The sequence below is a fragment of the Nocardiopsis flavescens genome (genome assembly GCF_900141985.1).
In the GTDB taxonomy this organism is placed as follows: Bacteria; Actinomycetota; Actinomycetes; order Streptosporangiales; family Streptosporangiaceae; genus Nocardiopsis; species Nocardiopsis flavescens.
Window position 1 is genome coordinate 35,257 of the sequence record NZ_FQZK01000033.1, and the last position, 13,697, is coordinate 48,953.

Sequence of the window (13,697 nt, forward strand, 5' to 3'; positions counted from 1 at the left end):
CGTGCGTGCGGCCGGGGCGGGTCAGGTGAGCAGCTTGTCGACGATGACCCCCGCCAGGGCGCCGTGGGCGCGCTTGGTGCTGGCCCGCAGCGCACCGACGTCGATGCGGGTGTAGGAGGACCCCAGGTGGTCGTCCCACGGGATGCGGACGATCGCCCGGCAGCGGCCGCGGGCCACCCGCTCGGCGGCGTCCACGTCCGGCAGGCTGCGCTTGCTGACCCCGTTGACGACGAGCACGGAGTTGGCGCGCAGGGCGGCGTGCCCGTTGCCGTCGAGCCAGTCGAAGGTCATGGAGACCGCGCGCTCGGCGTCGGCGTTGGCCGGCGTCACCAGGACCAGTCCGTCGGCGGCGGGCAGGGCCCGGGCGACCCCGGTGGCCGCCGGGTCCAGCACGGTGACGGCGTAGAAGCGGCCGAGCAGGTCGGTGAGCTGGGCGTAGTCGCGGTCGTCCAGGGTCTGGACGTAGGGGTCGTCCAGGGTCTGGACGACCTCCAGGCCGGTCGGGGTGCGCCCGGTGTAGGCGCTCATCGCCTCCTGGTCGCCGATGGCGTCGGCGTTGGCCAGCAGTGCGGTGAGGGTCTCGGGCGCCTGGGCGCCGATGCGGCGCGAGAGCCCGTTGGGGCCGGGGTTGACGTCGACGGCGACGATGCGCTCGTCCCGGTAGCCCGCCAGGGTGTGGCCGATCATCAGCGTCGTGACGGTCTGCCCCGCCCCGCCCGTGCAGCCCAGGACGACCAGGCTGCGGGCGTTGTCCAGCGGGGCGCGCAGGCGCTCGACGTCCTCCGGGGACAGCTCGGAGCGGACCGGGGCGGCGCCGCCGGTGACGACCTTGGCCAGGCGGCGCCAGCCGCGGGTGCCGCCGGAGTCGGCGGCGTGCGCGGCCGGGGCCGGCTCCGGGGCCGCGGTGCGCACCGCGGAGGACGGGGTGAGGGCCGGGGCGGTGGGAGAGCCGTGCGGGGTGTCCCCCAGGCTCTCCTGCTCGCCGGTGCCGTGGTCGAGTTCGAGGTCCGGCCGCGGCTCGCGCCGGGGCGGCTCGGGCTCCTCGCCGGGGGCGGGCTGGCCGAAGAGGCGGCCGATCCGGCGGGCGTTCTGGGCCACCCGGTGGAACATGCCGTCGTTCGGGTCGTGGTCCGGGTCCTGCGGGTCCCGGGCGCCCGGGGCCGCGGTGTCCGGGACGGCGGGGTCCGGAGCGGCGGCGTCAGGGGCCGCGGTGTCCGGGGTCCCGGCGTCCCGGTCCGGGGCGGGGGCTCCGGGACCGTCTGCGGCGTCCGGGGCTCCGGAGGCGCGCATGCTCCACTTGACCGGGGCGGGGTCCCCGCCCTCGGCCGGTGCGGCGGCCGGGGTGCGGCGCTGGGGACGGCGGCGTGCCAGGGCGGCGGCCTCGGCCTCTTCGAGGTCGGCCGCGGTACGGCGCTCCAGGGCCGGGCGGACCTCGGCGAACCCGGCGAGCTCACCGGTGCCGTGGTCGAGCTGGGTGGGCGGCTTGGCGGCGGCCGGGGCCTCCTCCGCGGCGCTCTCGCGCAGTTCCTCGGCCGGGATGACGGGGTTGCCCTTGTCGCCGACCCGGGGCTGGTCGGGGTGGCGCTTCTTCCCGTCGTCGAACCACTCGGCGGGGTCCTTGGCGCCGCGCTCGTGCTCGGGGACGACGTCCGCGAACTTGGGGCGGGGCGGTGCGGGGGTGTCGGCGGTGCTGAGGTGGCGGTCGAGCACGGTCATGTGCTCGTTCCACTCGGGGCCGCGGTCCTCCTGCCCCTGCGGGCGCACGGGCATGGAGGCCTGCTCGCCGGTCCCGTGGTCCAGCTCCAGCGAGGGCTTGGCGGCGGCGAGGGGCCCGTCCGCGGGGGCGGCGGGGGTGTCGCCCCCGTCCTGGGCGGCGGCGTCGGCCCCGGAGCGGTCACCCGTGGTCTCGCCGGGCTCCCGCGCGGAGCGGACGGCGGCCTCCCCGGGCGACCGGGCCTCCTCGTCGGGCCGGGACTCCTCGGGCTCGCGGGCGGGGGCGGGGGCGGGTGCCCCGGCCGGAGCGACGGCGTCGGCCCGGGTCGGCCCGACGGGACGCGCGTCCCCGGCCTGCGCGGGACGCCCGGCCTCCCGGGCCGGAGGCGCCGGAGGGACGGCCCCGGCGCGCGTCGGACCCGCCGGGTGCACACCCCCCGCACCAATGGAGCGTCCGGCGTCGGGGGAACGCTCCGGGCGGGCCGGAGCGGCCTCCCGGACCGGGCGCGCCGGGGCCGCGGCCTCCGCGCGCGCCGGACCCGCCGGGCGCGCGTCCGCGGCGGGCGCGTCGGCGCCCGCCTCCGCCGGGGAGCCCTCGGCGCTGCGCGCCGGGTCCCCCTCCCCGTCCTCCGACTGCGGGAGCCAGGGGGCCGAGGTCGGCCTGGCCGCCGGGCGGCCCGAGGCGGCGGCGTAGCGCGCCGCGTAGTCGGACACGTCGTAGTCCGGCGCGTCGTCCTCCCCCTCCTGCTCCGCCTCCGGCCGCGCGGCCTCGTCCAGCTCCCACGGGGCGGCGTGCGGCCGGCCCCTGCGGCGCGGCCCGGCCGCCTCCGCGGCCCCGGAGGCGTCGTCGGGCACACCGGTGGTGCGGCGCTCCTCCAGCTCGCGGGTCACCCGGATCCCCTGGGTGCGGCCGCGCAGGCGCCGGGCCGCCGGGTTCTCGTCGGAGTCCTCGTCGCCGAACGCCCCGGCCACCTCCTCCCGGCTGAGCGCGGAGGTGTCCCCCACCGTGTAGGCGCTCTTGGAGCTGAGGTTGACCGGGGTGTGCCCGGAGGAGGCGCGCAGGCGCGAGAACCACTCGTCGGTGTCGCGCTCCGCCTCGCCCTCGGTGTCGTAGACGGGTTCGGCGAACCCCTCCTCGAAGTCGCTCCGGCCCGTGTCGGCGGGGGCCGCCGGGGTGCGGTCCAGGGCGAAGCCGAAGTAGTTGAGCATGCGGACGCCCATGCCCTGGCGGCCGTCCGGCCCCCGCTCCCCGCCGCGCTCGTCGTCGGCGTCCGGGGAGCCTCCGGTGGCCGCCGGGCGCTCCACGGCCGTCACGGTGGCCACCGGGGCGGCCGTGGTCCCGGCCCGCTCTTCGGCGGCCTCGGCGGCCTCCGCGGCGCGGGCGCGCACGGGTTCGGGGCGCACGGGTTCGGGGCGGGCCGGCTCGGATCGGGGCGCGGCGGTCCGGGCCGCGACGGGCCCGGCAGCGGAGACGGCCCCGGCGGCGACGGGCCCGGCCGCCACGGACTCGGCGGCGGCCTCGACCGGTGCGGGCTCGGGCGCGCGGACCGGGCCCGTCCCGCGGGCGCGGCGCAGCGGCGGCGCCTGCTCCGGGGCGGGACGCGGGGTCCGGACCTCGGCGGCCTCCACCTCCTCGACCCGCCGGGGCTCCGCCGCACCGCGCTCGGCGCGGCGGCGCGGTACCGGCAGCGGCCCCGCCTCCGGGTCGCGGTGCCACACGCGCACCGAGACGCGGACCTCCGCGGGCTCGTACTCCGGCGCCAGCCGGGTGTACACCCGGGCCTCGGCGAGGTGGCGGGCGTGCGACAGGAGGAGCTCGGTGAGGCGCTTGCCCTCGATGACCGGCCTGGTGATCAGCACCGTGATGACACCGGGCGGCACCACCCACAGCACCAGGTGCCACCCGTTGCCGAACACGAAGGGGGCGTTGAGGATCCCGAGCAGGATCACCCAGACGAGGAAAACGCCCACGGCGACACCGAAGGTGCCCACCGGGAGCGGCATGGGCAGCCGGAAATCGTAGAGCTTGTAGAGCCGCTTCTCGATACGCCAGATGTTGGTGTACGTGGGCAGATCCACGTTCCCGGCCTCCCTCTCCTACTCCGTGGATACGCCCATCGCTCGCGCGAGCGCCACCGCGATGACCTCGATGATGCCGGGGACGTAGAAGACGATCCCGATGAAGATCGCCAGGATGATGAACTGGGCGAACCGCGTGATCTCCCTGGTGAACAGGAAGAAGATCGCGACGATGGACACGATGACGAGGAACAGCGGACCGAAGAAGCCGCGCAGGAACTCGGCGAGGCCTCCGGTGTCGGGGGCCTGCGAGTCGGCCAGGACCCAGGGGTCGGCCCCGCCGAGCGCGGTCACGGTGTCGGCCGCGGTGGACAACAGGGGGAGCATGTCAGGCGCCGCCCCCCCGTGTCGTTGCTGCTGTGCGCATGGTCCTTCTCGTCTCCTTGCCTACGTGCCCCGTCACTCGCCGAACGAGTGGGGGGCTCCCTGGATGTCACGCACGTGCCACTCACTGCCGGAGTCCACGACGGTGACCAGATAGCTCTGCACCAGCGACCCGGCCTCCTCCCCCTCGGGGGCGGGGACGGCCCACCGCACGGTGACGGCCACTTCTCGTACGTCATCATCCCCGTTCGAACTCTGGGATGGCACCGTGGTATCGGACAGTTGTGAGAATTCCAGGGTGTTCGCCGGAAGTGGGGCGATAGTGACGCCGGGTTCGACGTAGCGGTCGAGGTGGCCGGGCTCCTGCGCGTACGCGCCGAAGAACCCGGTCAGCACCTCTTCGAGCTGCTCGGCGGCGACGGGGTCGGTGTCGAAGGCGGCCCGCTCGGGCAGGGAGGCGCGGGCCGGTGCGGCCAGCAGCGCCGGGTGCCCGGAGACCACGAGGGAGTCGCCGTCGGAGTAGACGGGGACCTCCAGGCTCGCGGGCTCTCCGTTGACGTCGGCGCGGACGACCACGAGGGCGTTGTTGTCGTCCTTGACGTCGATGGCGGTGACGGCGAGGTTCTCGCCCGCGAGCGCCTCCGCGGGGATGTCGAGGGCCGCGGCCTCGCCCTCGGGGACGAACGCGGCCAGGGCGGCGCGGCGGGCCTCGGGGTCGCCGGTCGCGAGGTAGGCGTCGGCGAAGCGCAGGGCGAACCCCGCGGCCGAGGTCTCGGGGAAGGCGGGGGCGCCGGCCTGCTCGGGCTCGGGGTCGGCGGCGGGGAGGGCGAGGCCGCCGCGCAGGGGGAACCAGATGCCGTTGAAGATGACGACGAGGAGGAACGCCCAGAGCAGGACGCGGCCCACCCCGACCCACCAGCGGCCGCCGGCCCCGGAGCGGGGGCGCCGACGGGGCGGCGGCGCCTCGTGCTCCGCTTCCTCGTGCCGTTCGCGCACGGCGGCACCGCGCCGTGGTGCGTTCGCCATCCCCGACCTCCTGCACACAGTTCCTCGCCGCCCGTGCGGACGGCGTATCCGCCATGCCCTTGTCTACCCCATCCCTATAGTGAGGCATTGTGCGGGTTGGGCGGGGGCATGGGCGCTCCGCGTTTCCCCGCCGTGCGCGCTTTGGGCGCAACAGTCGAAGTTCTCAAAAGGGGAACAATACGACAATAAGCAGACGAAGTCTGCTGACTGTTGTCCCCGCTCCCCGCTTTCTGGTCGGCCCGAAAATGGATTAGTCACCCGCTGGAGAGCAACATGTGTCCGCCCGGACAGAGAACGGCCGCCCGATTGTGACCGGGGTCTCCCCTGGGGGCGGTGTGACGGGCGCGCCTATGATGGCCCGATGATCCCCCGCGAGACCCTCCCCCGTCTCTTTCTCGCCCTCTTCATCCTGGTATCGGTGGTGCACCTCGCCGTGCAGGCGGTCGGCGCCGAGGCCTGGTCGCGGCCCACCCAGGCGCTGCTCATGCCGCTGCTGGCGGCGTTCGCCTGGACGGCCGCCCCGCGCCCGCGGGGGCGCCTGGTGCGCCTGGCCGCGGTCGCGCTGTTCTTCTCCTGGCTGGGCGACACCGCGCCGGCGCTGGCGTCGCAGGACACGGCGTTCCTGGTGATGGTGGGCTTCTTCGCGGTGGCGCAGGCGGTGTACATCACCGCGTTCGCGCCCTGGTGGGGGCGCAGCCCGCTGCGGTCCAACCGGACCCTGCTGGTGCCCTATGCGGTGGTCGTCGCCGGACTGGTCGCGCTCTGCGCCCCCGGGGCGGGCCCGCTGCTGGTGCCGGTGCTGGTGTACGGGCTGCTGCTGGGGGCCATGGCGGTGCTGGCGGTGGGGGTGCACCGGTGGGCGGCGGTCGGCGGGGCACTGTTCCTGCTGTCGGACGGACTCATCGCGCTGCGGGCGTTCAGCCCCGGCTTCGACCTGCCGCTGAGCGGGTTCTGGGTGATGCTGGCGTACACGGCGGCCCAGGCGCTCATCGTGCTCGGAGCGCTGGCCCGCGACCGCGCGCCCGCCGGGGAGGCCCCGGCCTGAGGCCGCGGCGCGGACCGGTCCGCGCGGGCCGCGCCTCCGACGGGCGGACGGCGGCCGAGGGGCCGCGGTGACCGTCGTCGTCCGTGGCCGGCCGCCCGGCCGGTTCCGTCGTCGGTTCGGACACCGGGGCCGTGTGCTCCGGGGCGGTGGGATCTCGTGCGGCCGCAAAGGTGTCGGCGGGTCGGTCTAGGGTCCGCGGTATGGACGAAGAGGGCGTGCTGGAACGCATACGGAACGACGGGGCGCTGCGGTCCGCGCTGGACCTGGTCGGGGACTTCGACGCGAACCGGCTGGACCCGGTGGAGGAGCTGGAACTGCCCGACGGGTCCCGGCCCACCCCGGTGGCCGGGTGCGCGGCGGGCGGCACCTACTTCCTGTGCGGGCCGCCCGGAACGCGGCGGCCGGTGCTGTACGCGGGCTCCGAGGGGCAGGCGACCCTGGTGGCCGCGGACCTGGCGGAGGCGCTGGCGGTGGTCACCGCGTCGGCCTCCTGGCAGGACGCGCTCGGCGGCCACCCCCTGGACGAACTGGAGGAGGAGTTCCGGGCCGACCACCCCGGCCTCGACGAGGCCCGGGAGCGGATCCGCGCGGCACTGGACCTGCCCGCGCTCAGCCCGGAGGAGGCGCGGGAGCGGCTGTTCGCCGCGGCACGGCGGACGGTGCCCGGCTTCCTGCCGGCGCCCGTGGGGCACGACGGGCGCTACGAGCCGATGCCCTTCGGCGGTCGGACGCCCCGGTGACGAGGGGGCCGCGGACGGATCAGGCGGTGACGGGCGGCGGGGTGCCCCCGGTGACGCGGACGGGATCGGCGGCGGAAAGGGACGGTGCGCGGAGCGCCGCCCGCCGCGCAGGCCCCGGCCCTCCTCCAGGCGGTCTCCGCCGGGCTGCTGCCGGCCGCCCCCTGCGGGGCCCTCGTCCGCGACTCCGGTTCCCGGGTGGTGGAGGGGCGGCGATGCCGTGGCGGCCCCGCGCCGGGCGGCCCGCCCCGGCCGGGGAAAGGGAAAGGGGCCGGATCCCCGGATCCGGCCCCGCGCGCTCCGTCGGCCGACCCGCGCACCGCGCCTACACGTTGAAGCGGAACTCCACGACGTCGCCGTCGGCCATCACGTAGTCCTTGCCCTCCATGCGGACCTTGCCCGCGGAGCGGGCGGACTGCATGTCGCCCGCCGCGACCAGGTCGTCGAAGGAGACCACCTCGGCCTTGATGAAGCCGCGCTGGAAGTCGGTGTGGATGACCCCCGCCGCCTCCGGGGCGGTGGCGCCCTTCTTGATGGTCCAGGCGCGGGCCTCCTTGGGCCCGGCGGTGAGGTAGGTCTGGAGCCCCAGGGTGTCGAACCCGACGCGGGCCAGCTGGGCCAGGCCGGACTCGGTCTGGCCCATGGACTCCAGCAGCTCCTGGGCCTCGTCCTCGTCCAGCTCGGCCAGCTCCGCCTCGATCTTGGCGTCCAGGAAGATCGCCTCGGCGGGCGAGACCAGCTCCTGGAGCTTGGCGCGCACGGCCTCGTCGGCCAGCTCGCCGCTGTCGAGGTTGAACACGTAGATGAACGGCTTGACCGTGAGCAGGCTCAGCTCGCGCAGCCGGGCCAGGTCGACGTCCCGGTCCCCGGCCGCGTACAGCGAGGTGCCGCCGTCGAGGATCTCCTGGGCGGAACGGGCCGCAGCCAGCAGCTCCTGGGAGTCCTTGTCCTTGGCGTTGCGCTTGGCGTCCTTCTCCAGGCGCGGCAGGGCCTTCTCCAGGGTCTGGAGGTCGGCCAGGATCAGCTCGGTGTTGATGGTCTCGATGTCGCGCGAGGGCTCGACGTCGCCGTCGACGTGGGTGACGTCGGGGTCCTCGAAGGCCCGGATCACCTGGCAGATGGCGTCGCTCTCGCGGATGTTGGCGAGGAACTTGTTGCCCAGGCCCTCACCCGTGGAGGCGCCGCGCACGATGCCCGCGATGTCGACGAAGTCGACGGTCGCCGGGAGGATCTTGGCGGAGCCGAAGATCTCGGCGAGCCTGCCCAGCCGTGCATCGGGCACGCCGACGACTCCGACGTTGGGCTCGATGGTGGCGAACGGGTAGTTCGCGGCCAGAGCGTCGTTCTTGGTCAGCGCGTTGAAGAGGGTGGACTTGCCGACGTTGGGCAGTCCCACGATCCCGATAGACAGACTCACAAGGGGAGAGTCTATGCGGACCGGCGGGCCGGACGGTCCGCCGCGGCGGAAAGCGGAAACGATCGCCCGAACACGCTGCGCAGGGACCGCTACGCACAGTAGGTTCGTCTCATGTCGCCGGGGGCCGGGGCGGGAGGTGTCCGATCCGCCGGCGCCTTCCCCGCTCTCCGGACCCGCGAGCCGCGGCCGCGGGTCACGGCGGCGGGAGGGACCGCGCGCGGCACGCGGAGGGCGGCGCGCGGACGACCGCCCGGCCTGCGGCCCCGTCCCTTGGGGGAGAACATGGTCACCGACCAACTGCGCGAGATCGTGCGCCGCTACCCACTGGTGCGGTTCGCGGCCCGGCGGCTGCGCGTCCGGCTGCCGCGGAGCATGGGGGGCCTGGACGCGGACCGGGTGGCGCCGTGGATCCGCGCCTTCACGCTGGCCCTGCCCGAGGGCGGGGACGGCGGCCCGCGGGAGCTGGAGCTGCACCTTCCCGGCTACCTGACGGTGCCGCGCAGGCTGGCCGCCCACGGGCTGGCCGGGCACGGGCCGGACGGCCTGGCCTGCTTCCTGGCCGCGCTCGACCTCCCCCGCCCGGGCGCGGTGCTGGACGTGGGGTCGGGTGTCGGGGTGTACGCGATGCTGGCGGCGGCGCGGTCGCGGCGCCCGGTGTTCGCGTTCGAGCCGACCCCGGAGATCGCCGTGGCGGCCCGGAGCGCGGCGGAGGCGACCGGCCTGGGTTTCACGGTGGTGGAGGCGGCGCTGAGCAACCACAACGGCAGTGCCTACCTGCGGCGGGCCCGGCACAACGACATGTGCAACACGATCGAGCGGCCCCGGCGCCACGACCTGTCGGGGACGACCGTGCGGGCGGCGGCCCTGTCGCGCTGGTGCGAGTCGGCGGCCTGCTCCCCGGCCGTCGTGAAGATCGACACGGCGGGCACCGAACCGGACGTGGTGGCCGGGGGCCTGGAGGTGCTGCGCCGGTTCCGGCCGTGGCTGCTGGTGAAGGTGCGTCCCGGGCGGGGGCTGGAGGAGCGGCTGATGGCCCTGCTCGACCCGCTGGAGTACACGTGGTACGCGGTCGGCGGGCGACCGCCCTACCCCGCGCACCGGGAGATCGCGGCCCGGGAGTCCCCCGCCTGGGAGCGCACGTGGCTGTTCGCCCCCGAACCCGCCGGGGAGGACTTCTGGGCGGCGGCGCGGACCTGGCGCGGGGCGCTGGCGGCCTGTACCTGAGGCCGGGCGGTCCGGGGGGCGGAACCCTCCGCCGCCCCCGCGGGCCCCGTCCCCCGGGCCGGTGCCCGGGCGGCGGTCAGAGCCAGGCGTCCAGCTCGGCCAGCAGGCCGGGCAGGTTGTCGCGGTGGATGCAGTGCGCGGCGCCCGCGACCTGGTGCACGTCGAAGCCGCGCTCGGCGAGCTCGGCGGCGGCCCGCCCGTCGACCGTGATGGCGTCCCGGGCCCGCAGGACCAGGGACGGCACGTGCGCCTTGTCGGGGAGCAGGTCGCGCCCGGCGACCTCCGCGGCGACGAAGGTGTAGAACTCCGGGTCGCAGGCGGCGAACCCGGCCAGCTCCTGTTCGACGTCGAGGTCGCTCCAGCGCGGGTTCATCACCCGCACGTGCGCGGCGTCGGCGGTCTCGAACACCCGGCGCATGCGCTCGCCCGCGTCGGCGGGCAGCGGCGGCATCCGGAACGCCGGGTCGAGGTAGACGGCGCGCAGGGGCGTCAGCCGCTCCACCGCCAGGGCCAGGGCCAGGCCTCCCACGGAGTGGCCCAGGGCCAGGTCGGCCCCGGCGGGCAGGGAGTCCGCCAGGTCGTCTCCCAGCGCCTGGACGCTGTAGCCGCCGCGCGGGCTGCGCCCGTGGCCGCGCAGGTCCACGGACACCACGCGGTAGCCGCGCTCGACGAGGGCGGGTGCCAGGGCGTGCCAGGTGCCCGCCCCGGCGCCGGCGCCGTGGACGAGGAGGGCCGTTGTCTCTCCGGTGCCTGTCGTGTAGGTCTCCAGGTTCATGGGACTCCTTGCGAGGGGGTGCAGAACCGCTCCGGCACCGGCGAAGGAGAGGACCGGTCGCCCGGGGCGGTCATCTCAGCCTCTCGGACAATCCGGGGGCCGAGAAGGAAATGACCGGAAGCGGTCGCGCCCGCGCAGCTTTCCTCCGGTCGGCGGGGCGGACCGCCTCCCCGCCCGGCGCGGGGCGGGACAGGGCAGGATGGCCGCATGACCTCCTCCCGCCCCCGGCCCGCGACCATCGGCGACATCGCCCGCCGGGCGGGGGTGTCCACCGCGGCCGTGTCCTACGTGCTCAACGACGCCCCGGGCGGGGCCCGCATCCCCGAGGAGACCCGGGAGCGGGTCCGCGCCGCCGCCGACGAGATGGGGTACGTGCCGGGCGCCGGCGCGCGTTCCCTGCGCACCGGCGCCCGCGACCTGGTCCTGTACGTGCGCTCCGACGCGGCGCAGGGCCCGCTGGCGTCGGAGTTCCTGCACGGGCTCTCCCGCGCCCTGCGCGGCCTGGGCTACACGCTCATGCAGTACGGCGCGGAGAGGGACCGGGGCCTGGAGGCGGCCCGGGCGTGGGCGGCGCTGCGCCCGGCCGCGGTCCTGGCCGACGACGACCGGCTCACCCGCGCGGGCGTGGAGCTGCTCGCCAAGGGGGGCGTCCCGGTGGTGGGCCTGGGGTCGGACCCGGAGCGGGCCCGGGGCACGGGCCTGTCCACCCTGGTCATGGACCACCGGGCGATCGGGCGGGCCGCGGGGCGCCACCTGGCCGGGCGCGGGTACCGCGACCTGGCCGCGGTGCTGCCGGCCGGGCCGCCGCTGCGCGCGATGGGCGGGGAGCGGGTGGAGGGCGTGCGCGAGGCGGCGGCCGAGGCCGGCGCCGCGGTGCGCGTCCACGACATGGCCTACTCGCCGGAGTCCGCCGCGGAGGTCGTCGCCGGCTGGCGGGAGGAGGGCCTGCCCCGCGGCGTGTTCGGGTACAACGACGAGTTCTCCGGGCTGCTGCTGGGCGCGCTGCTCGACGCGGGCGTGCGGGTGCCGGAGGAGGTCGGCCTGGTCGGCGCCGACGACCTGGTGCTCTGCCGCATGCTGCGCCCCGCGCTGAGCAGTGTGCGCATGGACGGCGAGAGCTCCTCGGCGACCGCCCTGCGCATCGCGGAGGTGATCGCCGGGGGCGCCGAGGTCCACCTGTCGCCGTGGACACCGGTGCCCGTGCGCCGCGCCACCTGACCCGAACGCCGCCGGGGACCGCGCGAGTCGCACGCCGGGCCGCGGGGGACCGCGCCGGGCGGACGCGGCCCCGCACACCGCCGGGACGGGCCGGCCCCGCCCTCCCGCGGCCGGTCCCGCGGTGCGGCGGGAGGGACATGCCGGACTTGATGGGCCTGGCCACCGATGTCCTGCGTGGCGGAGGGACCCGGCCGGGCGGGGGCTGGCACCATAGGGCGCCATGGATCTCCTCTCACTGATGGCGGTACTCCTCGTCGGCATCGCGGTGGGCGTCGCCCTGGGCCTGCTGTGGGCCCGGGGGCAGAGCGCGCAGGCGCGGGCGGAGGCCGAGGCGGCCCGGGAGCGTGCCGAGTTCATGGAGGAGCGGCTGGCCGAGCGCTTCCGCGCGCTGTCCGCCCAGGCCCTGGACCAGACCAACCGGAGCTTCCTGGAGCTGGCCGAGGGCCGGCTGCGGGCGGTCGGCGCGCAGGCCGGGCACGACATGGACGAGCGGCGCCGGGCGGTGGAGCGCATGGTGGAGCCGCTGACCGAGATGCTGGACCGGGTCGAGCGCCAGCTGCGCGAGGCGGACGCGGGCCGGGCCGCCGCGCACGCGGAGCTGTCCAAGCAGGTCGAGTTCGTGCGCGAGGGCTCCGAGCGGCTGAGCGACCAGACGCGGTCGCTGGTGACGGCGCTGCGCCGCCCGGAGGCGCGCGGCCGCTGGGGCGAGGTGCAGCTGCGGCGGGTCGCGGAGCTGGCGGGCATGAGCGCGCACTGCGACTTCGAGGAGCAGGTGGCCGTGGAGGACGGGGCGCGCCGCCCCGACATGGTGGTGCGCCTGGCCGGGGGCAAGAACATCGTCGTGGACTCCAAGGTGCCGCTGTCGGCGTACCTGGACGCGGTGGCCGCCGAGGACGAGGCGCAGGTCCGCGACCGGCTGCGGGCGCACTCCCGGCACCTGCGCACGCACGTGGACCAGCTGGCGGCCAAGGCCTACTGGTCGGCGCTGAGCCCGGCCCCGGAGTTCGTGGTGCTGTTCATCCCGGGAGAGGCGTTCCTGGCCCCGGCGCTGGAGCACGACCCGGGGCTGCTGGAGTACGCGATGGGCCGGCGGGTGCACATCGCGACGCCCACGACGCTCATCTCGCTGCTGCGCACGGCGCAGTACGCCTGGCAGCAGGAGGCCCTGAGCCGGAACGCGCGGGAGGTGTTCGAGCTGGGCCGGCAGCTGCACGCGCGGCTGTCGACGCTGGGCGGGCACGTGGAGGGGCTGGGCCGGGCGCTGTCGCGCACGGTGTCCTCCTACAACCAGACGGTGGGCTCGCTGGAGAACCGGGTGCTGGTGACGGCCCGCCGGTTCGGGGAACTGGGCCTGGTGGACGGCGACCTGGACCGGCCGCGCGGCGTGGAGGACCTGCCGCGGACGGTCGCGGCGCCGGAGCTGGCCGAGGAGGCGGCTATTCGGCTGACAAACAACGGCCACAACGGAGTGACCTGAATAGGCGGATCCCCGTCCCGGCAGACCGTAATGACCGCTCCCGGCCGAAAGAAATCCGCCGGGGGGCGCTTCCGGCGACCCGCGGGACGAATGCGGACACTTCATACGCGACCCGAGTGAACCGCGGCACCCCATCCCGGTGTCCAACGGGAGGAAGGCGTGTTCGGCACGGAAGGGGCAAGTAGACGAAATGACGACACGTTCCCCGGAAAAGACACCGAACGCTCACGAGAAGTGACACACTAAACACTGTGAGTAACACACTTGGGAGGCGAACGGCCATGCCCCCGCGGAAGACGGAAGGCCCGGAACCCGGGCGTGCACCGTACTTCGTGCGGCCCGACGGCCGCACCCGCACCGCGTCGAAGAACCGGAAGCCAGCGCCCGCACGACCCGCCGGACACCCCGGCGGCGCGGCCGGGCCGCACCCCGCCACCCCGAGGACCGGGCCGGGGGCGGGCACCGCCCGGCTCACCGGCCGCGGCGGCGTCCTCGTCATCGCCCTGTTCAGCGTCGCCGGAACGGTGATCGCGCACGTGGCCGACCTGTCGGCGGCGCCGGGCATCGCCTTCACCCTCGCCTGCCTGCTGACGGTGTCGCTGGTCCGGCCGGGCGACCTGCTGTCGCTGTCGGTCAGCCCGCCCATCGCGTTCTTCGTCGCG

Annotated in this window: 11 protein-coding genes; 6 read left to right on the forward strand and 5 right to left on the reverse strand. The window is 75.9% G+C overall.

All coding sequences use genetic code 11. From position 1 onward, the window contains the following. Positions 1-21 precede the first annotated feature (21 nt). The 3 genes from BUE45_RS28725 to BUE45_RS28735 form a co-directional block, all read right to left on the reverse strand. Complete coding sequence (locus tag BUE45_RS28725; RefSeq protein ID WP_073384057.1) at positions 22-3,792, reverse strand: conjugal transfer protein; 3,771 nt, start codon at positions 3,790-3,792, stop codon at positions 22-24. Positions 3,793-3,810: 18 nt separating this feature from the next. Next, positions 3,811-4,119, reverse strand: a complete 309-nt coding sequence (locus tag BUE45_RS28730; RefSeq protein WP_073384058.1) for a hypothetical protein — start codon at positions 4,117-4,119, stop codon at positions 3,811-3,813. Positions 4,120-4,191: 72 nt separating this feature from the next. After that, positions 4,192-5,142 carry a conjugal transfer protein gene (locus BUE45_RS28735; RefSeq protein ID WP_073384059.1) on the reverse strand — a complete coding sequence of 317 codons (951 nt, stop codon included), beginning with the start codon at positions 5,140-5,142 and terminating at the stop codon, positions 4,192-4,194. Positions 5,143-5,503: 361 nt separating this feature from the next. Here BUE45_RS28735 and BUE45_RS28740 point away from each other — a divergent pair, with 361 nt between their 5' ends. Then, a complete protein-coding gene (locus BUE45_RS28740; RefSeq protein WP_073384060.1) occupies positions 5,504-6,187 on the forward strand; it encodes a lysoplasmalogenase in 684 nt (227 codons plus the stop codon). A gap of 200 nt (positions 6,188-6,387) precedes the next feature. Beyond that, a complete protein-coding gene (locus BUE45_RS28745) occupies positions 6,388-6,927 on the forward strand; it encodes a hypothetical protein (RefSeq protein ID WP_073384061.1) in 540 nt (179 codons plus the stop codon). A gap of 322 nt (positions 6,928-7,249) precedes the next feature. On the opposite strand, the gene ychF is transcribed toward BUE45_RS28745, so the two are convergent. Beyond that, positions 7,250-8,341: a redox-regulated ATPase YchF gene (ychF, locus tag BUE45_RS28750; RefSeq protein WP_073384062.1), complete on the reverse strand. Its 1,092-nt coding sequence runs from the start codon at positions 8,339-8,341 to the stop codon at positions 7,250-7,252. Between the two features lie 282 nt (positions 8,342-8,623). On the opposite strand from ychF, the gene BUE45_RS28755 reads away from it, so the two are divergent. After that, complete coding sequence (locus BUE45_RS28755) at positions 8,624-9,565, forward strand: FkbM family methyltransferase (protein ID WP_073384063.1); 942 nt, start codon at positions 8,624-8,626, stop codon at positions 9,563-9,565. Between the two features lie 76 nt (positions 9,566-9,641). Here BUE45_RS28755 and BUE45_RS28760 read toward each other — a convergent pair whose 3' ends face one another. Continuing rightward, the gene (locus BUE45_RS28760; protein ID WP_073384064.1) at positions 9,642-10,340 is read right to left on the reverse strand and encodes an alpha/beta fold hydrolase; all 699 of its coding nucleotides are present in this window, start codon (positions 10,338-10,340) and stop codon (positions 9,642-9,644) included. 207 nt (positions 10,341-10,547) lie between these two features. Here BUE45_RS28760 and BUE45_RS28765 point away from each other — a divergent pair, with 207 nt between their 5' ends. From BUE45_RS28765 to BUE45_RS28775, 3 genes are all read left to right on the forward strand, one after another. After that, positions 10,548-11,558: a LacI family DNA-binding transcriptional regulator gene (locus tag BUE45_RS28765; RefSeq protein WP_073384065.1), complete on the forward strand. Its 1,011-nt coding sequence runs from the start codon at positions 10,548-10,550 to the stop codon at positions 11,556-11,558. Positions 11,559-11,778: 220 nt separating this feature from the next. Next, positions 11,779-13,035, forward strand: a complete 1,257-nt coding sequence (locus tag BUE45_RS28770) for a DNA recombination protein RmuC (RefSeq protein WP_073384066.1) — start codon at positions 11,779-11,781, stop codon at positions 13,033-13,035. A 281-nt stretch (positions 13,036-13,316) separates the two neighbouring features. Then, a partial coding sequence (locus tag BUE45_RS28775) for a DUF6542 domain-containing protein (protein WP_342746059.1) occupies positions 13,317-13,697 on the forward strand: 381 nt, incomplete at its 3' end.

Coding starts and splice junctions, on each gene's coding strand:
- BUE45_RS28730 (WP_073384058.1), bottom strand. CDS start 4,119: ATGCTCCCCCTGTTGTCCACCGCGGCCGACACCGTGACCGCGCTCGGC.
- BUE45_RS28760 (WP_073384064.1), bottom strand. CDS start 10,340: ATGAACCTGGAGACCTACACGACAGGCACCGGAGAGACAACGGCCCTC.
- BUE45_RS28755 (WP_073384063.1), top strand. CDS start 8,624: ATGGTCACCGACCAACTGCGCGAGATCGTGCGCCGCTACCCACTGGTG.
- BUE45_RS28745 (WP_073384061.1), top strand. CDS start 6,388: ATGGACGAAGAGGGCGTGCTGGAACGCATACGGAACGACGGGGCGCTG.
- BUE45_RS28765 (WP_073384065.1), top strand. CDS start 10,548: ATGACCTCCTCCCGCCCCCGGCCCGCGACCATCGGCGACATCGCCCGC.
- BUE45_RS28740 (WP_073384060.1), top strand. CDS start 5,504: ATGATCCCCCGCGAGACCCTCCCCCGTCTCTTTCTCGCCCTCTTCATC.
- BUE45_RS28770 (WP_073384066.1), top strand. CDS start 11,779: ATGGATCTCCTCTCACTGATGGCGGTACTCCTCGTCGGCATCGCGGTG.
- BUE45_RS28735 (WP_073384059.1), bottom strand. CDS start 5,142: ATGGCGAACGCACCACGGCGCGGTGCCGCCGTGCGCGAACGGCACGAG.